The sequence below is a fragment of the Spartobacteria bacterium UBA695 genome (assembly GCA_002298145.1).
GTDB lineage: Bacteria > Verrucomicrobiota > Verrucomicrobiia > Chthoniobacterales > Chthoniobacteraceae > UBA695.
This window is the reverse complement of record DBMP01000025.1, coordinates 1-22,105: the sequence shown is the minus strand read 5'-3', so window position 1 is coordinate 22,105 and position 22,105 is coordinate 1. Positions and strand designations below refer to the sequence as shown.

22 protein-coding genes, 1 tRNA gene and 1 pseudogene are annotated in these 22,105 nt (G+C 62.8%); 17 read left to right on the top strand and 7 right to left on the bottom strand.

Annotated elements, in window-relative coordinates; translation table 11 throughout:
- The 8 genes from B2828_RS14205 to B2828_RS14170 all read left to right on the top strand — a co-directional run bounded on the left by B2828_RS14205 (position 1) and on the right by B2828_RS14170 (position 8,783).
- A complete protein-coding gene (locus B2828_RS14205) occupies positions 1-1,428 on the top strand; it encodes an efflux transporter outer membrane subunit (protein WP_479634424.1) in 1,428 nt (475 codons plus the stop codon).
- A gap of 250 nt (positions 1,429-1,678) precedes the next feature.
- A complete protein-coding gene (locus B2828_RS14200; protein ID WP_479634423.1) occupies positions 1,679-3,574 on the top strand; it encodes a potassium transporter Kup in 1,896 nt (631 codons plus the stop codon).
- A gap of 9 nt (positions 3,575-3,583) precedes the next feature.
- Positions 3,584-4,243 carry a LuxR C-terminal-related transcriptional regulator gene (locus tag B2828_RS14195; protein WP_479634422.1) on the top strand — a complete coding sequence of 220 codons (660 nt, stop codon included), beginning with the start codon at positions 3,584-3,586 and terminating at the stop codon, positions 4,241-4,243.
- Positions 4,244-4,490: 247 nt separating this feature from the next.
- Positions 4,491-6,284 (top strand): ammonium transporter, encoded by a 1,794-nt coding sequence (locus B2828_RS14190; protein WP_479634421.1) that lies wholly within the window; start codon positions 4,491-4,493, stop codon positions 6,282-6,284.
- A 75-nt stretch (positions 6,285-6,359) separates the two neighbouring features.
- A complete protein-coding gene (locus B2828_RS14185) occupies positions 6,360-6,701 on the top strand; it encodes a P-II family nitrogen regulator (RefSeq protein WP_479634420.1) in 342 nt (113 codons plus the stop codon).
- 267 nt (positions 6,702-6,968) lie between these two features.
- Complete coding sequence (locus tag B2828_RS14180) at positions 6,969-7,304, top strand: hypothetical protein (protein ID WP_479634419.1); 336 nt, start codon at positions 6,969-6,971, stop codon at positions 7,302-7,304.
- Positions 7,305-7,326: 22 nt separating this feature from the next.
- A complete protein-coding gene (locus tag B2828_RS14175; RefSeq protein WP_479634418.1) occupies positions 7,327-8,616 on the top strand; it encodes a sodium:proton antiporter in 1,290 nt (429 codons plus the stop codon).
- A 93-nt stretch (positions 8,617-8,709) separates the two neighbouring features.
- A tRNA-Pro gene (locus tag B2828_RS14170) sits at positions 8,710-8,783 on the top strand.
- Between the two features lie 24 nt (positions 8,784-8,807).
- On the opposite strand, the gene B2828_RS14165 is transcribed toward B2828_RS14170, so the two are convergent.
- From B2828_RS14165 to B2828_RS14150, 4 genes are all read right to left on the bottom strand, one after another.
- The gene (locus tag B2828_RS14165; RefSeq protein WP_479634417.1) at positions 8,808-9,149 is read right to left on the bottom strand and encodes a hypothetical protein; all 342 of its coding nucleotides are present in this window, start codon (positions 9,147-9,149) and stop codon (positions 8,808-8,810) included.
- A 144-nt stretch (positions 9,150-9,293) separates the two neighbouring features.
- Complete coding sequence (locus B2828_RS14160; RefSeq protein WP_479634416.1) at positions 9,294-10,040, bottom strand: TVP38/TMEM64 family protein; 747 nt, start codon at positions 10,038-10,040, stop codon at positions 9,294-9,296.
- A gap of 20 nt (positions 10,041-10,060) precedes the next feature.
- On the bottom strand, positions 10,061-10,951 hold the full coding sequence (gene pdxA, locus B2828_RS14155; RefSeq protein ID WP_479634415.1) for a 4-hydroxythreonine-4-phosphate dehydrogenase PdxA: 891 nt from the start codon (positions 10,949-10,951) through the stop codon (positions 10,061-10,063).
- 10 nt (positions 10,952-10,961) lie between these two features.
- Positions 10,962-11,915: a peptidylprolyl isomerase gene (locus B2828_RS14150; RefSeq protein WP_479634414.1), complete on the bottom strand. Its 954-nt coding sequence runs from the start codon at positions 11,913-11,915 to the stop codon at positions 10,962-10,964.
- A 107-nt stretch (positions 11,916-12,022) separates the two neighbouring features.
- On the opposite strand from B2828_RS14150, the gene B2828_RS14145 reads away from it, so the two are divergent.
- The 6 genes from B2828_RS14145 (at position 12,023) to B2828_RS14120 (ending at position 17,467) form a co-directional block, all read left to right on the top strand.
- Positions 12,023-13,006 (top strand): DnaJ C-terminal domain-containing protein, encoded by a 984-nt coding sequence (locus tag B2828_RS14145; RefSeq protein WP_479634413.1) that lies wholly within the window; start codon positions 12,023-12,025, stop codon positions 13,004-13,006.
- 151 nt (positions 13,007-13,157) lie between these two features.
- Positions 13,158-13,421 (top strand): hypothetical protein, encoded by a 264-nt coding sequence (locus B2828_RS14140; RefSeq protein ID WP_479634412.1) that lies wholly within the window; start codon positions 13,158-13,160, stop codon positions 13,419-13,421.
- Between the two features lie 38 nt (positions 13,422-13,459).
- Positions 13,460-14,854, top strand: a complete 1,395-nt coding sequence (gene dnaA, locus B2828_RS14135) for a chromosomal replication initiator protein DnaA (protein ID WP_479634411.1) — start codon at positions 13,460-13,462, stop codon at positions 14,852-14,854.
- 99 nt (positions 14,855-14,953) lie between these two features.
- On the top strand, positions 14,954-16,048 hold the full coding sequence (dnaN, locus tag B2828_RS14130) for a DNA polymerase III subunit beta (RefSeq protein ID WP_479634410.1): 1,095 nt from the start codon (positions 14,954-14,956) through the stop codon (positions 16,046-16,048).
- A 238-nt stretch (positions 16,049-16,286) separates the two neighbouring features.
- A complete protein-coding gene (gene bioD, locus B2828_RS14125; protein ID WP_479634409.1) occupies positions 16,287-16,931 on the top strand; it encodes a dethiobiotin synthase in 645 nt (214 codons plus the stop codon).
- Between the two features lie 59 nt (positions 16,932-16,990).
- Positions 16,991-17,467 carry a hypothetical protein gene (locus tag B2828_RS14120; protein ID WP_479634408.1) on the top strand — a complete coding sequence of 159 codons (477 nt, stop codon included), beginning with the start codon at positions 16,991-16,993 and terminating at the stop codon, positions 17,465-17,467.
- Positions 17,468-17,503: 36 nt separating this feature from the next.
- On the opposite strand, the gene B2828_RS14115 is transcribed toward B2828_RS14120, so the two are convergent.
- From B2828_RS14115 to B2828_RS14105, 3 genes are all read right to left on the bottom strand, one after another.
- Positions 17,504-19,207, bottom strand: coding sequence for a hybrid sensor histidine kinase/response regulator (locus B2828_RS14115; protein ID WP_479634407.1), 1,704 nt, complete (start codon positions 19,205-19,207; stop codon positions 17,504-17,506).
- Between the two features lie 146 nt (positions 19,208-19,353).
- On the bottom strand, positions 19,354-19,671 hold the full coding sequence (locus B2828_RS14110) for a Dabb family protein (RefSeq protein WP_479634406.1): 318 nt from the start codon (positions 19,669-19,671) through the stop codon (positions 19,354-19,356).
- 21 nt (positions 19,672-19,692) lie between these two features.
- Positions 19,693-20,478: a hypothetical protein gene (locus B2828_RS14105; protein ID WP_479634405.1), complete on the bottom strand. Its 786-nt coding sequence runs from the start codon at positions 20,476-20,478 to the stop codon at positions 19,693-19,695.
- On the opposite strand from B2828_RS14105, the gene B2828_RS14100 reads away from it, so the two are divergent.
- The 3 genes and pseudogenes from B2828_RS14100 to B2828_RS14090 all read left to right on the top strand — a co-directional run.
- A complete protein-coding gene (locus B2828_RS14100; RefSeq protein ID WP_479634404.1) occupies positions 20,477-21,277 on the top strand; it encodes a MotA/TolQ/ExbB proton channel family protein in 801 nt (266 codons plus the stop codon). The genes B2828_RS14105 and B2828_RS14100 overlap by 2 nt on opposite strands.
- Before the next feature lie 6 nt (positions 21,278-21,283).
- Positions 21,284-21,697, top strand: a complete 414-nt coding sequence (locus B2828_RS14095; RefSeq protein WP_479634403.1) for an ExbD/TolR family protein — start codon at positions 21,284-21,286, stop codon at positions 21,695-21,697.
- Between the two features lie 7 nt (positions 21,698-21,704).
- Positions 21,705-22,105, top strand: a pseudogene (locus B2828_RS14090) (hypothetical protein); the annotation flags it as partial.

The following is a 22,105-nucleotide window of genomic DNA, read 5'->3' as shown; positions in this document are numbered from 1 at the left end:
ATGAAACCCCATCTTTCGCCCCTCGCGTTCCTCCTCATCCTTGGCGGATGCTCCGTGGGCCCCGACTACCACCCGCCCCAAACCACCGCCCCCTCGAAATGGAACGCCCCCCTTTCCGGTGGGGAAAAGGGAGCCGCCGCCCCCGTCGCCGCCTGGTGGAAAACCTTCCGCGACCCGCTGCTGAACTCCCTCATCGCCCGCGCCGTCAGCGCCAACCCGGATCTCAAAATCGCCGAAGCCCGCGTGCGCGAGGCCCGGGCGCAGTATCGCATCGCCCTTGCAGGCTTCGGCCCCACCGTCGACACCGGCGGCATGGTGGGTCGCTCGCGGATTCCCAAAAGCCTCACCGACAACATCCAAGTCCCGCCCGCGCTTTTGAAAGAAGTCTCCATCTCGCCCGAGAACGAAGCCTACCTAACCGGCTTCCAGGCCTCGTGGGAGGTGGACGTCTTTGGCGGTACCCGGCGCGCCGCCCAGTCGGGCCGGGCTGAGTTCGACGCCGCGCAGTACGCCCTGCGCAACGCCCTGGTCGTCCTGCTGGCCGAGGTCGGGCGCAACTACGTCGAACTGCGCGGCGGCCAGCGACGGCTCGAAATCGCCCAAAAGAACATCAAGGCCCAGCAAGAGGCCCTCGAAATCTCCAGCGACCGCTACAAAAACGGCCTCACCAGCGACCTCGACGTCCAGCAAGCCACCGCGCTCCTGGCCACCACCCAGGCCGAGATCCCCCGCCTGGAAGCCTTCATCCAGGCCTCCATGAACCGCCTCGGCGGCTTGCTCGGCCAGCCCCCGGGAGCCCTTGACGCCGAGCTTTCCCGGCCCGCCGCCATCCCCTCCACGCCCCCCGTCGTACCCGTCGGCCTCCCCTCCGAGCTCCTTTGCCGCCGCCCTGACATCCGCCAGGCCGAGCGCCAGCTCGCCTCCGCCAGCGCCCGCATCGGCGTCGCCACCGCCGATCTTTTCCCGAAATTCTACCTCACCGGTGCGGGCGGCTACCTTTCGCTCAGCACCGACGACTGGATCAGCAAAGGCAGCGCCTTCTGGGCCCTCGGCCCCACCGCCCAGTGGCGGATCTTCGATAGCGGCCGCGTTCGGGCCAACATCCGCGTCCAGAACGCCCGCCAGGAGCAGGCCCTCGCCCAGTATGAGAAAGTGGTCTTGAATTCCTTTGAGGAAACCGAGAACGCGCTCGTCGGCTACGCCAAGGAAAAACTCCGCCGCCGCAGCCTGGAGCAGGCAGTCAAAGCCAGCCGCGACTCCCTCCAAATGGCCAAGGAACTCTACACCAAGGGCCTGGCCAACTTCATCAACGTACTCGACGCCGAACGCTCCCTCTACCAGACTGAGGACGCCCTAGCCCAGAGCGACAAAGCCCTCAGCCAGAACCTCATTGCCCTTTACAAAGCCCTCGGAGGCGGCTGGGAGTAAAGAGTGGCTTTTTGCGCAACTGTCCTGATTTAGCCACCTCCGCTCCAGCACACCCCGGGGATTCCACGCTCCCCGTGTAGGGGATTTAGAGTAATTTTGCAAAAATGGCTGGCAGAAAATCGCAAGGCATGAGAAATGCTAATCCTGCAATGGGGGATTCGCACTCCCAAGCTCTCTTCAAGAACATGACCCATCTTTTCACCTTTGGCTTGAGCGCTGGGACGCTCTATAAAGCGTCGTTGTGGCATCAATGACGCAGTCCCACTCCTCCACGCAATCCAAAACGCTCCCGCTGGCGCTCGTCGCGCTGGGCGTCGTTTTCGGCGACATTGGCACCAGCCCCCTTTACGCTTTTAAAGAATGCCTGGAGCACGGTTCCAGCTTCGCCGACATCGTGGGGGTCATCTCCCTCATTTTGTGGAGCCTCATCCTGCTAGTCTCCGTGAAATATGTCGGCCTCATCCTGCGGGCCGACAACAACGGCGAGGGCGGCATCCTCGCTCTCCTCGCCCTGGCCTTTCCGGAAAAGCGAGATAACCGCCTTGGCCGTGCTGGGGCCATCATGACCGGCCTCGGCATCTTCGGCGCGGCCCTGCTCTACGGCGACGGCGTCATCACCCCCGCCATCTCCGTCCTTTCAGCCGTCGAAGGCCTGGAACTCATCTCGCCCGTCTTTAACCACCTGGTCATCCCGCTGACGCTCATCATCCTCGTCGGCCTCTTCTCCGTCCAGCGCTACGGCACCGGCGCGGTGGGGAGTGTTTTTGGCAAAGTCATGCTCCTCTGGTTCGCCTGCCTGGGCCTCATGGGCTTGGTCCAGATCGTCCAGCATCCCTCGATCCTCGTCGCCTTCAACCCATTGATGGGCATCCAGTACCTCAGAGTCCACAGCTCCGCCTCCATGGTCGTCCTGGGCAGCGTCTTTCTATCCGTTACCGGCGGCGAGGCCCTCTACGCCGACATGGGCCACTTCGGGCGCGTCCCCATCCAGATGGCCTGGAACTTCCTGGTGCTCCCCGCGCTCGCCCTGAACTACATGGGGCAGGGGGCCCTGGTCCTTTCCAACCCCGCCGCCGCGAGCAACCCCTTCTTCTTCCTCGCCCCCGGCTGGGCCCTCTGGCCGCTGATCGGCCTCGCCACCATGGCCACCATCATCGCCTCCCAGGCCCTCATCTCCGGCTCCTTCTCGCTCACCACCCAGGCCATGCAGATGGGCTACCTGCCCCGCATGCAGGTCATGCACACCAGCCGCGACACCTCCGGGCAGATCTACATCCCGCAGCTCAACTACGCCCTTGGCGCAGCCTGCGTCGCCCTCGTCATCGGCTTCCGCAGCAGCTCCGCGCTCGCCTCCGCGTACGGCATCGCCGTCACGCTCACCATGCTCACCACCACCAGCCTCTTCTACTTCGCCGCCCGCCGCGTGTGGAAGTGGAAGACGCTGCCCACGCTGCTCATCTGCGTCGTCTTTGGCTTGATCGAGTCCGCCTTCTTCGCCTCCAACGCCCTCAAAGTCCTCCACGGCGGCTGGCTGCCCCTCTGCATCGGCTCCGTCCTCTTCTACCTGATGACCACCTGGAAGATCGGCCGCAGCCGCATCCGCAAACGCTTCGCCGCCATCATGCCGCTCAAGGAATTCGTCAGCTCGATCGGCCTCTCGGGCATCCTCTCCGAAAGCCACAGCCCCTACCGCGTCAAAGGCACCGCCGTCTTCTTCAACAGCTCCCCCAGCGGCACCCCCAACGCCCTCCTTCAGAACCTCAAGCACAACCACGTCATCCACGAGCGCAACATCGTCCTCAACATCGCCAGCGACCACGTCCCCTACGTCAGCCGCCCCGACCGGCTGGAGATCGACTCGCTCGACGGCTGCTTCTTCCATATCACCGCCCGCTTCGGGTTCATGGAGATCCCCACCATTGACGAAATCGTCTCCGCCGCCGCCTTGAAGCACTTCGAGATCGTCCCGGAAAAGACCACCTTCTTCCTCGGCCGCGAAACGCTCGTCCCCACCACCTCCAAAGGCATGAGCCCCGTGCGGCGGGCCGCCTTCATCGTCATGAGCCGCAACGCCCAGAACGCCGCCGAGTTCTTCCGGCTGCCCAGCAACCGGACCATCGAAATCGGCCTGCCGATCGAAATCTAGCCCCCGCCTATGAGTGAGCTCCCTCAGCGTGTGGCCGTCATCGAGCGTCACCCGGTGCTACGGGAGCGGCTTGCGGAACTGATCGCCGCCGAGCCCGGCCTGGAGCTTGCCGGAGAAGCCGACGACCTTCACGGCGGGATCGCCCTCCTCGTCTCCGCCCGGCCCGAGCTCGCCGTTGTCGGCCTCGCCTTGCGGAGATCCAGCGGCACCGACCTGATCAAACAAGCCCGCGCCCTTTCCCTCCCCACCGCACTCCTGGTCTACTCCGGCCACGACGAAACCCTCTACGCCCGGCGCGTCCTCTCCGACGGCGCCAAGGGCTTCATCTCCAAAGACTGCACCTCGGCCGAACTCCTCGCCGCCATGCGCCAAGTCCTTGGCGGGAAAATCTACCTCTCCCCGGCCATGACCGAAGCCATGCTCCACACCCTGACCGCCAGCCGGATCGCCGCCCCCGTCGGCCGCTCCATCGCCCACCTGAGCGACCGCGAGCTGGAAGTCCTGGAGAAAATCGGCGAAGGCAAGAGCACCAAAGAAATCGCCACCACCCTCGGCCTTGGCCTCGCCAGCGTCGATACCTACCGCGCGCGGATCAAAGAAAAGCTCAACCTGCGCAGCGCCTTCGACCTCGTCAGTTTCGCCATCCGCAGGCTCTACGACCTAAACTAGCCACCGCTGGTAATCCTGGTCAGCGTCAATCCACTATTCCGTGGCAGTGGATAAAAAACGAACAAACCCCGCCAGAGCTGTCTAGTTTGGTGTAATGGCAAATGTTACATGGTTGTACGGGAGATTTAAATTTTACGGGTAGGTTAATTCCTAAAAAAAGGCGCTGGCATGCGGAATGCTAATGGCGTTGACCTGTTCCGCTCCGGGCATGTCCCCGAGTGCGAGCCTCAACAAGGAACCATCAACTATGCTAAAACTCCGTAAAACATTCGCCCTAGTGGCAGCCATGGCAGCCATGGCGTTGACCATGCCGGTCCAAGTGTCGGCAGAGGACGCTCCGGCGTCAGCCGCGGCCACACCCGCCGCCGCCGCCTCTCCCACACCCGCGCCGCCCGATTCCCTGGCCTATCCCCCGGGAGCCAACGCGGGCAGCGTCACCGACCTCACCTGGCCAATCCCCGCCGAGGCGACGAGCATCAACCCGAAAGGCAAGAACACCGTCTCCAACGACGAACTGATCCAGAACGTTGCGCACAACAAGATCTCGATCAACCTCGTCTGGACGCTCATCACGGGCTTCATCGTGATGTTCATGCAGGCAGGCTTCGCCCTCGTCGAGACCGGCCTTTGCCGTGGCAAGAACGCCGCGCACGTCATGGCGACGAACTTCCTCATCTACGGCCTGGGCATGCTCGGGTTCTGGATCTGCGGATTCGGCATCATGTTCGGCGGCTACTGGAACGGCCCGGTACCCATCGGCTGGCAGCCTTCGCTCGGCCAGGGCCTGGCGCTGCTCAACGTCGAGCACACCATCACCCTCTTTGGGCATCCCTTCGGCATCTTCGGCGGCAAGGGCTTCTTCCTGGGTTCGTCGGTGTTTGATACCGCCGTACTCGCCCTCTTCCTCTTCGAAATGGTGTTCATGGACACCACGGCCACCATCCCCACCGGGGCCATGGCGGAACGCTGGAACTTCAAGAACTTCATGATCTACGGCTTCTGGGTCGGTATGTTCCCGTATGCCCTCTTTGGCAACTGGGTCTGGGGCGGCGGCTGGCTCGCTCAGCTTGGCCAGAACTTCGGCTTTGGCCACGGCCACGTGGACTTCGCCGGTTCCTCCGTTGTGCACATGTGCGGCGGTATGATCGCCTTGGCGGGCAGCATCGTCATCGGTGCCCGTATCGGCAAATTCAACAAGGACGGCAAGCCCAACGCCATGCCTGCGCACGACATCCCCATGGTCATGCTCGGCACCTTCATTCTCGCCTTCGGCTGGTTCGGGTTCAACCCGGGCTCCACGCTGGCCGGCACAGATAACCGCATCGCCATCGTCGCGGTGAACACCATGCTCGCGGGTGCCGCGGCCTCGCTCTCCACCACGCTGCTCGTCTGGTTCTGGTTCGGCAAACCCGATCCGTCCATGATGTGCAACGGCCTGCTCGCGGGCCTCGTCGCCATCACCGCTCCGTGCGCCTTTGTGACCACGCTGGGCGCGGTCATCATCGGCTTGATCGCCGGTGTCTTCGTCGTCGTCGCCGTGGTCTTCGTAGAGCGTGGCCTGAAGCTCGACGACCCCGTGGGAGCCATCTCCGTCCACGGCGTCAACGGCGCCTGGGGCGTGCTCTCCGTCGGCCTCTTCGCCAACGGCAGCTACGGCGCCGGTTGGGGTGGCGTTCACACCCTCGTCAAGGACGGGGTGATCCAGAAGATCGTCAACGATGCGGCTCCGGCCACCATCGATGCCTACAACAAACTCGTTGCGGAAGGCTGGGCCGACCAAGGCGTGACCGGCATCTTTGGCAAAGCCTTTGGCGGCGCCTACAACGACTGGTCGCAGCTCGGCGCGCAAGTCACCGGCACGCTCACCTGCGCCGTGTTCGTCTTCACCTTCGCCTTCATCTGGTTCAAGGTCTCCAACCTCATCTTCCCGATTCGTTCCAAGGCCGAGGACGAAGTCGCCGGTCTCGACATCCCCGAAATGGGTGCCGAAGCCTACCCGGACTTCCAGCTCACCAACCGCACGACTCCGGTTCATCACTAAACTTCAATTTGCCGGTTTGGCCGCTGCTTGAACTCAAGGGGCGGCCAGACCGGATTTTAGAAAAACGCAATCTGTATGAAAAAGATCGAAGCGATCATCAAGCCCTTCAAGATTGAAGAAGTGAAGGACGCCCTTTCCGGAAGCGGAATCGAGGGAATGACCATAACGGAGGTCAAAGGATTTGGCCGCCAGAAAGGGCACACGGAAATCTACCGCGGCAGCGAGTATTCGGTGGATTTTCTGCCCAAGATCAAAATTGAAGTCGTCGTGTCCGATTCCCTTGCGGAAACGGCCATCAAACTGATCACCGAAGCCGCCCATACCGGGAAAATCGGCGACGGCAAGATCTTCGTGCTCCCCGTGGAGGATGCCGTCCGCATTCGCACGCAGGAACACGGCGACACAGCAGTCTCCTAGTTCTCTTAACCCTTACAGGGGCAAGGTCGTGATGGAGATGTGAGAGTTTACCATCACGGCCTTCCCCCTCCTCCATCTTTTTTTGAGAGGAAAAGAGATAGAGGAGTCCCGGTCCGGCTTGTTGATGTTCGGTTCGGCCGGACCGGGAGCGGGGGAGAGAAAATGCAACAACCGAAACATCGAACACAAGGCTTTTTTCCGATTCAAAGCGCAATCCTTCGGCGGTAAAATCATTATCAACGCCGTTTCCCATCATTCCCGATTTCCATGAACTCACTCGCCATTGTCTACAGCGTCATCTCCCTTCTCACCTTGGCGGCCGGGTTGGCTGCCTGGTACTACACCTCCAGCCGCTCCGTCGCCTTCCTCTCCTTTTTCGGAAGCGTGGCCATTCTTTTCGCCGCTTACTTCATCCAAACGCACACCCAGGAGCAGCTGACCTACGTGATTCCATTCATGATCTTCGCCCTGTTTGCGGGCCGCGCCATCGGGATCGGCTACCGGAGCCTTAAAGACAAACCGTTGCGGGTCCCGTCCGTCTTGCTCGGCACGGCGTCGCTGCTCGCACTGGGTGCGGCCGTCGCGGGGTTTGTGAACGCGTAAGGAATGTAAGGGGCCCCACCTCATGCTGCTTGCCTCTGTTTCCGCCACGCCCTCGGCGTGGATGATCCTGCCATTTGTGGGAATGCTCCTGGCCATCGCGGTCATGCCGTTTGTTGCCAAGGGCCACTGGGAGCGCTGTTATCACCGCTGGTCAATGGCGCTCGGGGTGCTCTCTATAGGATATTATTTTCTGGTACTCCATAACCCAGAACGAGTGGTCCATACCGGGCATGAATACCTCAGCTTCCTGGCGTTGATCGGCTCGCTGTTCACCGTCGCCGGGGGCATCCACATCATGGTCAAAGGCGAGGCGAAGCCGTGGGCCAACGTCCTCTACCTCCTATTCGCGGCGGGAACGGCCAACCTGATCGGCACCACCGGGGCCTCAATGCTCCTCGTGCGCCCGTGGATTAGGATGAACAAATACCGCGTTACCGGGTTCCACATCGTCTTCTTCATCTTCATCGTCTCCAACGTCGCCGGATGCCTCACGCCGATTGGCGATCCGCCCCTCTTCCTCGGTTACCTTAAAGGCGTGCCGTTCTGGTGGGTCATGCAGCATTGCTGGGCCGCGTGGGGCGTCGCCATCGGGCTGCTGCTGGGCGTATTCTTCATACTGGATACGTGGAACTTCCGGAAAGCCCCGCGCCAGATCCGCGAGGCCGAGACGCGCCGGGAAACCTGGCGCTTCGGTGGCGGGCTGAACCTGTTCTTCCTGGCCATCATCCTGGGGGCCGTATTCATCAACAACCCGCCCTTCCTGCGCGAAGCCGTCATGGTCGCCGCCGCGCTCGCCTCCTACTTCACCACCTCAAGAGAAGTGCATAACGCCAACGACTTTTCGCTCGCGCCGTTGAAAGAAGTTGCATGGCTCTTTTTCGGCATCTTCGCCACCATGATGCCCGCGCTCGACCTGCTGCAAGCCCGCGCGAGCGTGCTCGGGCTGGAGACAGAAATGCACTTTTACTGGGGAGCCGGAGCCCTCTCCGGCGTCCTCGACAACGCCCCGACCTACCTGGCCTTCCTCGCCGCGGCCTTTGGCACCGCCGGGCTGCCCATCGAATCCGGGATGCCGGAATTCCTTGCCTCGCACGGCAGCTACCTGATCGCCATCTCCGTCGGCGCAGTATTTTTCGGTGCCATGACCTACATTGGCAATGGCCCGAACTTCATGGTCAAAGCCATCGCCGACCAGGCCAAAGTGGAGACGCCGGGCTTCTTTCGCTACATCATTTGCTACTCCGCGCCGATCCTGTTGCCGGTGCTTTTCGTCGTCGGAATGCTCTTCTTCTCCCGCTGGCGGATATTTTAGTGCGGTGGCAGCGGGGGGGCGATCCAAGGTTGCCGCCCGGATTTGCTTGCCGTCCGGCGCAACTCAGGCATAGTAAGCACCTTGGGATTATCTCGGGGTGTAGCTTAGCTTGGTAGAGCGCCTGGTTTGGGACCAGGAGGTCGGAGGTTCGAATCCTCTCGCCCCGATTTCTTTTTTGCCCTGCGGCAATTTTACCGGAAAGGCTCCCGGCGCGACGCGTTCCCGCCGCACATCGGCAGCTCCAGCCGCGCCGATACCCGGCCCAGCGATTGGCGAAGCTCCTGCGGCGGTTCCATAAAGGCCAGCGTCGTCTGGTAAATCTTTACCCCGTCCGCCGCGCAATCCACCACAAAGCCCTCGGCCTCGATCCGCTGTGGCGTACCGTCGTCGAAGGCAAACGCGACCCGCAGAACCGATCCCAGGTCAAAGCGCCATTGCGAGCGGAACCTCATTCCGCGTTCGCAGAGTTCGCAGGCGGCGGTCTCCGCGTCGACGGCATCCGCCCCGTAATCAAGGAAAAGGGCGGGCTGCAAACGTCGCATCTCAAATCGGGAAGCGGGCATGGAACAAGAGAAGAAGGGAGAGGTAAAATAGCCTGGTGCTATTGACGTTTATCATAGCACGAAAACAGGACGTGTCAAAACGCGGTAAATTTTTCCCGGCGAGAATTATTTTTATCAATCAACGTGCCGCTTCCTCGCTGGTTCGTTGGATTCATGGGGTTCCTCATCCACTTCCGCGAGCAGTTGAAAGGCGATGCGCGCCAGGGCCGTGGTAACGGCAATCGTCAGAAAGAGCCCCCCGATCCAGATCAAGTATTCATGCGGCACGGGGTGCGTGCGGCCTTCGGCGAGCTTGATGCCGAGCTGGGCGAGCGTGCCAAGGTAGGCATACAGGAACAGCCCGGGCAGCTGCCCCGCGGCGATCCAAAACAAGCACGGGCCGAACCGAATGCTGGTAACGCCGTAGAGGTAATTGAGCAGGCTTGTGGGGAAGAGCGGGTGAACCTGGCTTAAGAAAACGATCTTCCAGCCCTGCTTGCGAACGGCGGCGTCGAGCGTGTGCCAGCGGCGGCTGTGGGCGAACTTCCGCTCCAGCCACGCGCGGCCAAGCCACCGGCTGAGGCCAAAAGCGAACGCCGCCGCGATCAAGTTACCGACGAGCACCAGGAACGTCCCCCACCAGAGCCCGAAGAAAAGCCCGCCCCCCATCGCGATGATCCCGCCGGGCAGCAGCAGAATATTGCACGCGGCGAAGAGAAACGGATAGAGCACCGCGCCCCAGACCTGCATTTGCGCCAGCCGCGCTTGCATCTCCCCGATCCACTCCACCACAGGCAGCAACCGGGAGAGCCCGACCACGGCCCCGCCCAGCAACGCGAAGCCCGCAAGCTGCGTGGCGATGGCGCGGGAGAATTTCGTCATGGGGGGTGAAAAAGAGCGCCCTAGCGTTTGCGCGCCGCTACGAGTTCCTCGGCGAGCCGCAGGGCGGCGATCATGCTGCCGGGCCGGGCCAGGCCGCGCCCCGCGATTTCAAAGGCCGTGCCGTGATCCGGGCTCGTGCGCACAAACGGCAGCCCGAGGGTCACGTTCACCCCTTCGTCAAAGCCCTGGAGCTTGAGCGGAATGAGCCCCTGGTCGTGGTACATACAAAGTACGCCGTCGAATTCCCCCGAGACGGCGCGGAAAAAGAGCGTGTCTGGGGAGAGGGGACCCGTGAATTCCGCCCGGCCGCGCCACGCCTCGGCCAGCCGCGCCACGGCGGGGGCGATCACCTCGATCTCCTCACGGCCCATTGCGCCGTCCTCTCCCGCATGGGGATTGAGCCCGGCCACGGCAATCCGCGCGGGCCGGGAACCGCTCAGGCGCAAGGTCAGAAACTCAGCCAGAAGCGAGCCCACTCGCTCGATTTCAGACCCGGTAACGAGCCGCGGCACCTCGGCCAGCGCCACGTGGATCGTGACGAGCGCTACGGTCAGCTTGCCGCCCGTGAGCAGCATGGCGAAATTCCGAACGCCCGCGCGCGCGGCGAAAAATTCCGTATGCCCCGGGAAAACGAACCCCTCCGCTTGCATGCGGGATTTGTGGATCGGCCCCGTGACCACCGCGTCGATCTCCCCCCGGGCCGCCAACTGGGCCGCTTCCTCCAGCGCCGCAATGGCAGCGCGGGCCGTGGCGGGTGTCGGTTGTCCGGGAATGGCTCCCCCAGCGTCTCCAATGACGCGGTAGGTAAAGCGTGGGTCGAGCGGAGCCGAGGCCAGCGCGGCCTGGATCACCTCGGGACCCACTCCGGACGGGTCGCCCAGGGTGATGCCGATCGTGCCGAGCGAACTCATCGGGCGTGCCCTAGAAAATCCGGATGAAAGCCTTCTCGCGCAGGCCCTTGATCCACTTATCCTGAGCCGCTTGGCGTTCCGCCTGGAGCGCCTTCTTTTCCACCTCGTCGCGGATCACCGTCAGCGGCTTGCTGTCGGCCGGTTTGCGGGAGTCGACGTAAAGCAGGTAGTAATTAGTGCCCAGGTCGATCACGTTGCTCACGTGTCCCGGCTTAAGCGCAAAGGCCGGGTTGGCCAGGGATTCATTAAGCGTCGAGCGCTCGATCCAGCCCCAGTCGCCGCCGGTTTCCTTCGAGCTGTCCTCGGAGTACATCTGGGCCAGGTTGGCGAAGTCGCCGCCCGCCGCTACTTTCTTGCGAAGCTCCTCAGCCAGCTCCTTGGCGCCGGGCGTGTCCTTGTGAAGAATCAGCATGCGCAGCTTGATCTGCTCAGGCGTGGAGTATTCGGCAATGTGTTCCCGGTAATATTTTTCCACCTTGGTCGGGGAGAGCACCGGGTCGACCTTCACCGAGCGGCTGCGCATCGCCTGGACGATCATCTTGTCCTTTTCCACCTTGCGGAAGCGCTGGAGCGTGTAGCCCTGGGCCTGCAACGTGCGGATCAAGGCCAGGCGGTCACCCTTGAACTGCTCGCGGATGATCGTGTTGATGCGGTCATCCACGGCGTAGTCGGGAATGGAAAACTTGTTTTTGCTGAAATCCTGGAGCACCAGCTGCCGGTCGATCAGGTCGTTGATGGCGGCCAGGCGGGTTTCCTTCACCTTTTGGTCAAGCTCCGGCCCAGCGGGAAGCGATTGTCGCAGCGACATTTCGCGGTTGAGTACCAGTTCGCGGACTTCCGAGAAGGTGATGACCTCTCCGTTGACGACTGCCGCGACGCCATCGAGCACCTGCTCCTCCGCACATACGGGGAAAGCGGTCAAGACTGCGCTGAGGGCAAGGAGGGCCAGGGCTCTGAATTGCATAGGGATGAAAATTTCCCCAACGGTAAGGAGGAGTGGCGCGAAGTCAAGCATCCGCTTAGACCAGTAACGCCCCCGGGGTTTCCCTGAAGCCCTCCAAATTGAACGATATGCTGGCGAAACCGGCGCGGGATGTTTATCGTGAAGCGCAAATGCAGTTTAAGGATTACTATCAGACTCTGGGGGTGGCCAAAACCGCCAGCCAGGACGAGATAAAGAGCGCTTTTCGCAAACTGGCCCGCCAGCATCACCCGGACATGGTCAAGCCTAAGGAGCGCGCCGCCGCGTCGGAGCGCTTCAAGGAGATCAACGAAGCCTACGAAGTCCTCGGCGACCCCGAGAAACGCCGCCAGTACGATACCCTCGGTGCGGATTGGGAACGCGGCGGGGCCCAGCCGCCCCCCGGATGGCATCAGCCCGGCCAGGGAGGCCGCCGCGCGGGAGGGCCCGGAATGGGCGGCGGAGATTTCGAGTTCAACTTCGGCGGCACCGGCTTTAGCGACTTTTTCGAAGCCTTCTTCGGTTCCGGCGGCCGCCACGCCAACCCCTTTGCCGCAGGCCGCGCCGCCGGGGCGAGCCGGGGCGTTGATGTCGAGGCCGACTTGGCCGTGACTTTGGAGGAAGCCCTCCACGGCGCCCGGCGCAAAATCACCTTCCAGCGCCAGGGCCATAAACCGCAGACCTACGAGGTCGCCATCCCCGCGGGCGTCCACCCCGGCCAGCGCATCCGCCTCGGCGGGCAGGGCGAAGCCGGGGCCCACGGCGGCCCGGCGGGCGACTTGTACTTAAACGTGCGCTTCGCCCCGCATCCCGATTTTCAGGTCGAAAAGAACGACCTCATTTACGAACTGGCCCTCCCGCCTTGGAAGCTCGTCCTCGGCGGCCAGGAGACTGTGCCGACCATGGAGGGCTCCGCGCACCTCAAAGTGCCCGCGGGCAGCCAGCCTGGCCAAAAGTTCCGCCTCAAGGGCCGGGGCCTGGCCAAGGAAGGCGGCGTGCGCGGCGACCTCTACGTCGCCCTTTCCACTGAGATCCCCAAAGACCTCACCCCCCGCGCGAAGGAACTTTGGGAGGCCCTGGCCAAGGAAGGGTAGCCACCGCCATGGGGCGCTTCGACTTCCTCCGCCGCCTCTGGTGGGGGAAACAAATTGCACGATAACCGGGCTTTTTTCTTGTCCCGCCAGGTGCCCCTTACTAATCTCACGCCGCACGGCGGGCGAGAGACTCGGACGCTGTGAATAACTTGTGAACAAACGCGAAAAAATGCCTTCTTTCCCTGAAATCCACCTAAATACGGACATGAGCGTCCGTTTTGGGTGTGGAACAGGCATGAAATCGCGGTTCCACAAATCCAGCTTTTCTAAGATGTTCAAAACCAGCGACTTTGCTGTTTGTTCCACCTCCTCCCTCCGGCGGGTTGCCGGGGGCATTTTGGCGGGAATTCACCTGTTTTTAGGGGATTTTAAGGATATGACCCTGGGAATTTGCCCCCATCCGGTCATCCAGTAATAAGTGTGCATAATCTTATTATGGAAGACCATTTCGCCATGATCTGGAAGCATATCGCCGACGCCATCCGTCCGGAGGTGAGCGGCGATACGTTCCAGCGTTGGTTCAAGGCGATCGCGCTTCTCGCGGCGGACGAAAACCAGATCACGCTGCGGGTGCCCAATAACATCTACCAGCTCTGGATCGAGACCAACTACATGGGCCTCCTCCAGTCCTCGTTGGTCAAAGTGCTCGGCAGCCCGCGCAAGGTGAACTTCACCATCGCCGACACCCCGCCCGAAAAAGAGCCCGCCGAAGCGGCCCCCGCCGCCGCCGGTACCTCCAAGGCCACCGCGCGCCACACCCCGGCCAACGGCGCCGCCCCCGCCGCCGCGAGTGGCACCGCCAACGGCACCGGCGAAAAAACGCCCCCCAACGGCCTCAACCCGCGCAACACCTTTGATTCCTTCGTCGTCGGGACCAACAACCAGTTTGCCCACGCCGCCGCCCTGGCCGTCGCCCAGAACCCGGCCAAGACCTACAACCCCTTCTTCCTCTACGGCGGAGTGGGCCTTGGCAAAACCCACCTCATGCACGCCATCGGCCAGCATGTCCAGGGGGCCAAAAAAGGGGCCAAAGTCGTCTACCTCTCCAGCGAGAAGTTCACCAACGAATTCATCGACGCCATCCAGAACGGCAAACTCGTCAAATTCCGCAACAAATACCGCCAGGCCGACGTCCTCTTAATCGACGACATCCAGTTCCTCGCAGGCAAAGAGCGCTCCCAGGAAGAATTCTTCCACACCTTCAACACCCTTTTCGACGGCCACAAACAGATCATCCTCTCCAGCGACCGTCCCCCGAGCGAAATCCAGAACCTCGAAGGCCGTCTCGTCTCCCGGTTCGAATGGGGCCTCACCGCCGAGCTTCAGCCGCCCGACATCGAGACCCGCGTCGCCATTTTGCGCAAGAAAGCGCAAGCGATGACCATCAAGCTCGACCCCTCCATCTACGAATTCCTGGCCGAACGCATCAAAACCAACGTCCGCCGCCTCGAAGGGGCCCTCATGCGCGTCGCCTCCTTCTCCTCCTTGAGCGGCCGTGAGCTGACCCCGGACACCGTGGAACACCTCCTCAAAGACATTCTCCAGGAGGAAGCCCGCCGGGCCGTCACCATCGAGCAAATCCAGCGCAAAGTCGCCGAACACTACGACGTGCGCCTGGCCGACATGACCAGCAAACGCCGCCCGGCCAACATCGCCTTCCCGCGCCAAGTCGCCATGTACCTGGCCCGCGAACTCACCAAAACCTCGCTGAGCGAAATCGGCGACGCCTTCGGAGGGCGCGACCACGGCACCGTGCTCCACGCCTGCCGCCTCGTCAAAGAACGGATGGCCGGAGAAGACCAGGTTCGCCAGACCGTCTCATTTTTGGATAGCCAACTAAACCGATAACCTTGACACTTGGCCCGGGATTGCCTTTGATCCAACAAACCGGGTTCAAGTAGCGCAGAGGTCCCCATTAGCCCCTTAGATTTTACCAATCCACCTTTTATGAAGTTCAGCGTTAGCAAAGAGAAGCTCCTCGAAGGTCTGCAAACCGTCCAAAACGTGGTCAGCACCCGCACCACGTTGCCGATCCTCTCCAACGTCCTGTTGCAAGCAGCCGACGGCCAGTTGCGGTTCACCACATCCGACCTCGACGTAGGCATCCGCTCCGGCGTGGAGGCCGCGATCGAAAAACCCGGCGCCACGACCCTCCCGGCCCGTCGCCTCCTCTCCATCGTGCGCGAACTTCCCGCCAGCGAGATCACCATCGAGGTCGACTCCAAGAACGTCGCCTCCATCCGCAGCGGCCCCAGCTTCTTCAAGATCCTCGGCCTGCCGGAGGAGGAATTCCCCCCGCTGCCGAAGTTTGAGAACGCCAAGACCTTCACCCTGCGCCAGAAGGATCTCCGCGAGGCCCTGAAAAAGACCTCCTACGCCATCTCCACCGACGAGACCCGCTACGTCTTGAACGGCATCCTCTTCTCCTTCCGCGACAACAAGCTCACGCTGGTTGCCACCGACGGCCGCCGCCTCGCGCTCGTGGACATCGAGCTCGAATTCCCGCGCAGCCACGAAGGCGACGTCATCATTCCGGCCAAGGCGATTGGAGAAATCCAGCGCCTGCTCTCCGACGAAGGCGACATCAAAGTCAGCATTGGTGAAAACCAAGCCGCCTTCGAAGTCGACGGTACATTCCTGGTCTCCAAGCTCATCGAGGGCAACTATCCCAACTACCGGCAGGTCATCCCGGCGGAAACCAAGGAACGCATCACCCTGGAACGCGCGCTCTTCCACGACGCCGTTCACCGCGTCTCGCTCCTCTCCAGCGAGAAGAGCAACTCCGTCAAGCTGGTCTTCACCAAGAACAACCTCGAAATCGCCGCCAACACCCCGGACGTGGGCGAGGCGCACGAATCCCTGGCCATCCCCTACAAAGGCAAAGACATGGCGATCGCCTTCAACCCGGAATTCCTCATGGCCCCGTTGAAGAACCTCGCCGTCGACGAAGTCTACCTCGACCTCATCGACGAAATGAGCCCCGGCGTCATCAAGATCCAGGGCCCGTTCCTCTACGTCATCATGCCGATGCGCATTTCGTAGGGAAGAAGCCGCCAAGAGGCACGAAACGATTTACCCGTTCCCCGCTTCGGTGGGGAACGGGCTTTTTCTTCCCCGCTCGTTCCCAATCTCCAGATTGGGAACGTCTTCTGTCTGCGAATCTTTGATTCGTTCAGTGCCGTGATGGAACCAGACAAGGGCGTTACAAATCTGGAGATTCGTAACGAGGAGGCTGAGGCTGGGGGCTGGCCCTCGGGTTGAAAACGAGGCTTTTTTCAAAATGAACCTATTCATTACCGGAATTGATACCGACGCGGGGAAAACCTACGTTTCCACGCTCCTGGTGCGGGCGCTGCGCGAAGCCGGGCTCGACACCGCCCCGATGAAACCCTTCTGCTGCGGCAGCCGCGAGGACGCCGAAAAGCTCCACGAAGCCTGTGGCCGCTCCGTCCCGCTGGACGAGATCAACCCCGTCTACTTCGCCTCGCCCACCGCCCCCTACACCGCCGCCAAGCTCGAAAACCGCCCCGCAGACGTCGCCTCCGTCCTGTCCGCCTTCCATCGGCTGCGCGCGGCACACCGCTCCGTCGTCGTCGAGGGCGTGGGCGGCTGGATGGTCCCCATTACCCGGGATTACTACGTCGCAGACCTCGCGGCGGAGATGGGCCTCCCCGTGGCCGTGGTCGTTCGCAACCGCCTCGGCGCCTTGAACCACGCGCTCCTCACCGTTCGCGACATCGAGCGCCGGGGGCTGAAATTTGCCGGGATCATCTTCAACCGCGCCGAACCGGAGAACGACCCCGCCGCCGCCACCAACCGCGAACTGCTCGAAGAACTGCTCGGGGCTCCCGTCCTCTTCGAAGTCGCCCCCGGGCAGACCTCGCTCGACGGGGCCGAACTGCAAACCCGCCTCGGCGCAAAATAGATTCCCTGACGCTCAGCAAGCTCCCGACTTCCGTAGGCATTTGGAGAGAGAGGGAGCTCATGCTACTACAGAAGACGTTTCATCTGCCTGCGTCGCGCGAGGCAGCGCAGGCTCGGCTGGCCGATCTGCCCGGCTACCGTCGTGAGTTGGCAAGGTTTGACATCGCCGTCGTTTCCTCCGAGGGGCGGGCCCACTTTGTGGCTCGGCTACCCGGGGGGTTCCGCGCCGACGTCGAGCTGGAGAAAGTCCCCGGCGGCAACGGGGCCCAAACGCTTTTTCGCTCCAGCGGAGGGAATGTGGAGATCCTGGGCGTCCTGGAGTTTTTCCCCATCCGCCCCGGCCTCACCGAAGTCGTTCTGACCCTTGATTACTTGATCGGTCCGCTCTTCTTCCGGTGCGTCGACCGGGTGGGGCACTGCATGGACCGCTTCCTGAATCGCGAACTCGAGCGGGTCGAAGCCGCCCTGAGCGGCGCGGGCGACTGCCGCCGCCTGCGGATCAACAGCCCCGCGCGGATGAATCACCACCCGCGTTAGGCGGGGAATAAGAATCTCCTCCGTGGTGAATCCTCCCTAGTTCACCTCCGTCTTCTGCGCCACCGGGCTGACCCCGGCGCGGATCGCCACCAAGCTGCGCAGAAAGGCCGGGTCAACCGGCTTGAGCACGAACTCGTGGAACCCGCTTTGCGCTGCGTGCACCCGGTCGTGCTCCTCCCCGAAGCCGCTCATCGCCACCAAGTGCGTTTTCGCCAGCTCGGGGCGGGAACAAAGACACTCCGCCACCGAGAACCCGTCCACGTCCGGCAGGTTCAGGTCGATGAGCACAATGTCGGGCTGGAAGGAGAGCGCCCGGTCGAGCGCCTGAGCCCCCGAGGCACACCCTTGCGTCTCGTGCCCCCAGCGCTTAAGCAAACGGCCCAGCGTCTCGCGAAATTCCGTATTGTCGTCCACCACCAGCACGCGGCAGGAAAGCGGCACCGTCTCCGGCCTCGCCGCGGCTTGGTCCAGCGGGTCCGGCTTCGGAATCGGGCGCGCCGGGGCCATCCCCATCGGCAGCCGTACCGTGAACCGGCAGCCCTTGCCCACCCCGTCGCTTTCCGCTTTCACCCGGCCTCGGTGCAGATGCACGAGCTGCCGGACCAGCGGCAGCCCCAGCCCCAGGCCCCCCCGCTCCCCGGCCCCTTCCGATTGCACGAACGGGTCGAAAATCCGCTCCAGCATCTCCGGCGGCAGCCCGATGCCCTCGTCCACCACGTAGAGCAGCGCATCGGTACTGTCAGCCTTCAGGCCCAGGCTCACCTTGCGCCCCGGTGGAGTGAACTTCGCCGCGTTCGCCAGCAAATTGCTGACAATCTGCTGCACCCTCACCGGGTCCGCCTCCAGCCAGAGCGGCTGCGAAGGCAGGCTGACGACCAGATTCTGCCCGCCCTTGGTAAAGACCGGCCTCGCCACCTTCACCGCCTCCCGCACGGCATCCACCAGGTCGAGCGTCGTCTTTTGCAGCACCAGCTTACCCCGGGTCACGCGGGAAAGATCCAGCAAATCCTCCGTCAGGCGCGAGAGATGGCGCACCTGGGTTTCGATAATCTCCGCGGCATCCTCCGGCTCCGGCGAGCGCAGCAGCTCCACCGCGTTGAGGATCGACGCCAGCGGGTTGCGCAGCTCATGGGCCAGCATCGTCACAAAGCGGTCCTTCATCTCGCTGAGGCGGTCCATCTCCAGCTCATGCGCCGCGAGCTTCCGGCGGGCCTCCGACTCCACCTGGCTGAGATCCTTCAGCTCCTGGGTGAGGTGGACGAACGAATGGCGCAGCTCGATTTGCGCCATGGCATGGCGGCTCAGCGTCTGCAAAATTCGCATCTGGCGCAGATCGAAATCCGGTCGCGGCTTGCTGTCCAGGATGCAGATCGCCCCCAGGGCATACCCCTCGTGGGTCAGCAGCGGCGCGCCCGCGTAAAAGCGCAGCGGCGGCTGGAGTTCGAATGCCGGGCCCGGGTTAAAGCGGGGGTCCTCCGCCGCGTCGTGCACCACCAGCCCTCCCGGGTCCAGGATCGCGTAGGTGCTAAAGCCGCGCTCTCGGGGCACCTCCGACCACGGCAGCCCCGTGCTGGCCTTGAACCAGAGCCGGTTCTCGTCCACCAGGCTTACCAGCGCCACCGGCGCGTGGAAAATAAACCCGGCCAGCGCGGCCAGCGCGTCAAAAGTGGCATCCGGAGGCGTGTCCAGCAGCCCGTATTGGCGCAATACCCGCAGCCGTGCTTCTTCGTTTGGCGGCATTGGGAAACTCATTTCCTTCCACCGTTTTCAGCCTTCCTCCTACGTCCCTCATCCATGGCAGCCCCTCCTTTTTTGGTTGCGACTAAAGGGCATCTCTGGAAACCAGCGGTGCCCCCAAAGAATCGCAATTTGAAGACACGCCGCGTTTATGAAAACCGGACGTCCTTCCCCGGCTCCATTTCGAAACTTAGCTCGAAATGCTCCCGGGTCTTGGGCTTGAGCACCCGTTCCAAGTGCTTGATGTAGATGGCGTTCTCCTTGTAGAGCGCCAGCTTCTCAGTCGACTCCACCTCCACGGCGATGAAAAACGCCCATTCGCCCGCCGGGTCGATATTGCGGCCGCAGCGCAGCACCAGCACTTCGTCGATTTTGAGCAACTGGGCGCGGGTCTGGCGCGTAATGGAGTCCAACTCTTCGGGAGAGATCTCCGGGTTGAGTTTAAAAAGCGCGAGGTGATGGATCATGACCACAAGTTCCCGAAAAAACTATCGGCTCGGAGCCGGTCGGTAAGTGTCCACACGGCGAGAGAGTTCCTCAATCCACGCCTGAGCCTGCGTGGCGTCCAGGCGCTGGGCGTTCGCGGGCGCAGCCCAGGTCTCCGGCGGTAGGGAGGAGGCCGACTCCAGCCGCTCAATGCGCACCGCCATGCTCCAGCCCGGGCCGATGAGGCGCAGGTGCTCCGGTTTTTCCCCCGGGGTGAGCGTCAACTGTGCGTACCATTCCTGCACGCCGAGGTTCTTGGCCAGCTCGGGCATCAGGCGCACCTCCAGCGTGCGCAGTCCCTGGACGGCCGCTACTTCCTTCACCTGGAAGAGAATCGGCAAAAGCGCGAGCTGCTGGGGAGGGAAGGGGAGCACCATTGGCTCCAGGCCCTGAGCCTTCTTTTTCTTGTGCCGAGGCGCGTCCCCCGGCGGATTGGTGAGATCGTTAAACGGGGCCCCGTTCGGGCTCACCCAGACGGCATTCCCCGCCCGGCAGAGCGCCACCGGCGTCCCGTTATAAACCCCGCGAAGGAGCAGGTGCTCCGGCGGTTGGAGGAGCAGCTCATAGCGCGCCCCGAGCAGCTCCGGCGGCACCCCGGTCATCTCTTCCAGCACCACGGAGAGCGAAAGCGCATGGTTGGTGGCCTCGGGGGTGAAAACCGTCGCGATAGGCTTCAGCACCCGGCCCAGAGTGTCGTAGGGGTTCGAAGAAACAGGCGCCTGCTGGGCCCGCAGGGGCAGAAAACACGCCAATAGCGCGGTGAGGACAAGGATCGGTAATTTTTTCATGAAGGCCAAGGTTGCGTTCGCCAAGCCAACGATCTTTACTACCGTCATTGCCGAAATGCCACTATTGACGCTATTTTTAGCCGACGGAGGGTTGATTTTTGCCTTCAAGCACTCAACGATGCCAGGCAAGACGGTCCTGCTTTGCCTTTTTATCGCCTCGATTTTCTCCTGGGCGGTCATGGTTACAAAGCTGCGGATGGTCAACACCGCCAAAAAGCAGTCGGGCAGCTTCCTGGATCTCTTCCGGAGCCATCGCCAGCCGCTGCACCTCTATGAATCGAAGCTGAAGTTCGAGGGGTCGCCCCTCTACGCCGTCTACCGGGCCGGGTGCCGCGAGCTGACCTTCCACTTGCTGGGCTCCCAGGAGGTGGACGACACCTTCCGCGCCCGTCTGGAGGACGCCCCCAAGATTTCCCCGGCCCAGATGCGCGTCGTCACCACCTCGCTGGAGCGGGCCGTGGGCGAGACGTCCCTGCGCCTGGAGGAGGGGATGATCATGCTGGCCATGGCGGTCAGCGGCGCCCCCTTCCTCGGGTTGCTCGGCACGGTCTGGGGCGTCATGGAGACCTTCGGTGGCGTCGCCGAGGCCGGTTCCGCCAGCTTAACGGCCATGGCCCCCGGTGTCTCCGCCGCGTTGATCACGACCGTCACCGGCTTGCTCGTAGCCATTCCCGCCATGTTTGGCTACAACTTCCTGGTAACGAGCATCCGGGCCTTGATCGTCCGGATGGACAACTTCGCCGCCGAGCTTTCCAGCGAATTCGAGCACCAGTACGTCGACCACACGCTCCGTGACTAGCGCGTCATGAAACGCTTCTCCGACCGCCACCAGCTTACAACGCTCTCCGAGCTCAACGTCACGCCGCTCCTCGACCTGGCGTTCGTGCTGCTCATTATTTTCATGATCACCACGCCGCTTATGGAGAACAGCAGCAAGCTCGTGCTGCCCACCCACAAAGCAGCCGAGGGCGCGGCGGAACCGCCCGATGTGGAGACCATCTCCATCGACCGGGACGCCCTTGTCACCATTGGCAAATCGCCCGTCCCGCCCGAGGCCGTGCGCGAAGCCATCGAGAACCTTAAAGCCACCCGGCCCGCCCTGGCGGTGCAAATCCGGGCCGATAAATCGCTTTCCGTGCAGCAACTAATGGAAGTCATGGACTCCATCCGGGCCGCCGGGGTCACCAAAGTCGGCCTCGTCGGGACCAAGGAGCAATAACGAGGCGATGAGCGGCGATTCCAAATTTCGGCGCAACGTCCTCCTCGTCGCGATGGCCCACATCCTCGTCCTGGGGATCATCTACCTGTGCACCTCCTTTGGCGGCAGCAAGCCCATCGAAATGCAGACCTGGCTTGACGGCGGTTCGCCCCCCTCGGGCGACCCGGACGAAGCCGGATCAGAGAAAACCGTCGCGACCGCTGCCACCGTGGAGCCGACCCCCGAGCCCACCCCGGAGCCGGAGGCCTCCCCCGAGCCCAAGCCGGAGAAAAATGCGGAGGAGCCCCCCGTGAGCCCGAAGGACGAAGCCGCCAGCGAGATCGTGCTCGCCACGCCAACCCCTCAGGCAACCCCCACGCCCACGCCCCCCCCAACGCCGACCCCAACCCCAACTCCGACGCCTACACC

Coding starts and splice junctions, on each gene's coding strand:
- dnaA (WP_479634411.1), top strand. CDS start 13,460: ATGATCTGGAAGCATATCGCCGACGCCATCCGTCCGGAGGTGAGCGGC.
- B2828_RS14160 (WP_479634416.1), bottom strand. CDS start 10,040: ATGACGAAATTCTCCCGCGCCATCGCCACGCAGCTTGCGGGCTTCGCG.
- B2828_RS14145 (WP_479634413.1), top strand. CDS start 12,023: ATGCTGGCGAAACCGGCGCGGGATGTTTATCGTGAAGCGCAAATGCAG.
- dnaN (WP_479634410.1), top strand. CDS start 14,954: ATGAAGTTCAGCGTTAGCAAAGAGAAGCTCCTCGAAGGTCTGCAAACC.
- B2828_RS14105 (WP_479634405.1), bottom strand. CDS start 20,478: ATGAAAAAATTACCGATCCTTGTCCTCACCGCGCTATTGGCGTGTTTT.
- bioD (WP_479634409.1), top strand. CDS start 16,287: ATGAACCTATTCATTACCGGAATTGATACCGACGCGGGGAAAACCTAC.
- B2828_RS14095 (WP_479634403.1), top strand. CDS start 21,284: ATGAAACGCTTCTCCGACCGCCACCAGCTTACAACGCTCTCCGAGCTC.
- B2828_RS14195 (WP_479634422.1), top strand. CDS start 3,584: ATGAGTGAGCTCCCTCAGCGTGTGGCCGTCATCGAGCGTCACCCGGTG.
- B2828_RS14120 (WP_479634408.1), top strand. CDS start 16,991: ATGCTACTACAGAAGACGTTTCATCTGCCTGCGTCGCGCGAGGCAGCG.
- B2828_RS14110 (WP_479634406.1), bottom strand. CDS start 19,671: ATGATCCATCACCTCGCGCTTTTTAAACTCAACCCGGAGATCTCTCCC.
- B2828_RS14115 (WP_479634407.1), bottom strand. CDS start 19,207: ATGCCGCCAAACGAAGAAGCACGGCTGCGGGTATTGCGCCAATACGGG.
- B2828_RS14100 (WP_479634404.1), top strand. CDS start 20,477: ATGAAGGCCAAGGTTGCGTTCGCCAAGCCAACGATCTTTACTACCGTC.
- B2828_RS14200 (WP_479634423.1), top strand. CDS start 1,679: ATGACGCAGTCCCACTCCTCCACGCAATCCAAAACGCTCCCGCTGGCG.
- pdxA (WP_479634415.1), bottom strand. CDS start 10,951: ATGAGTTCGCTCGGCACGATCGGCATCACCCTGGGCGACCCGTCCGGA.
- B2828_RS14180 (WP_479634419.1), top strand. CDS start 6,969: ATGAACTCACTCGCCATTGTCTACAGCGTCATCTCCCTTCTCACCTTG.
- B2828_RS14175 (WP_479634418.1), top strand. CDS start 7,327: ATGCTGCTTGCCTCTGTTTCCGCCACGCCCTCGGCGTGGATGATCCTG.
- B2828_RS14205 (WP_479634424.1), top strand. CDS start 1: ATGAAACCCCATCTTTCGCCCCTCGCGTTCCTCCTCATCCTTGGCGGA.
- B2828_RS14185 (WP_479634420.1), top strand. CDS start 6,360: ATGAAAAAGATCGAAGCGATCATCAAGCCCTTCAAGATTGAAGAAGTG.
- B2828_RS14190 (WP_479634421.1), top strand. CDS start 4,491: ATGCTAAAACTCCGTAAAACATTCGCCCTAGTGGCAGCCATGGCAGCC.
- B2828_RS14150 (WP_479634414.1), bottom strand. CDS start 11,915: ATGCAATTCAGAGCCCTGGCCCTCCTTGCCCTCAGCGCAGTCTTGACC.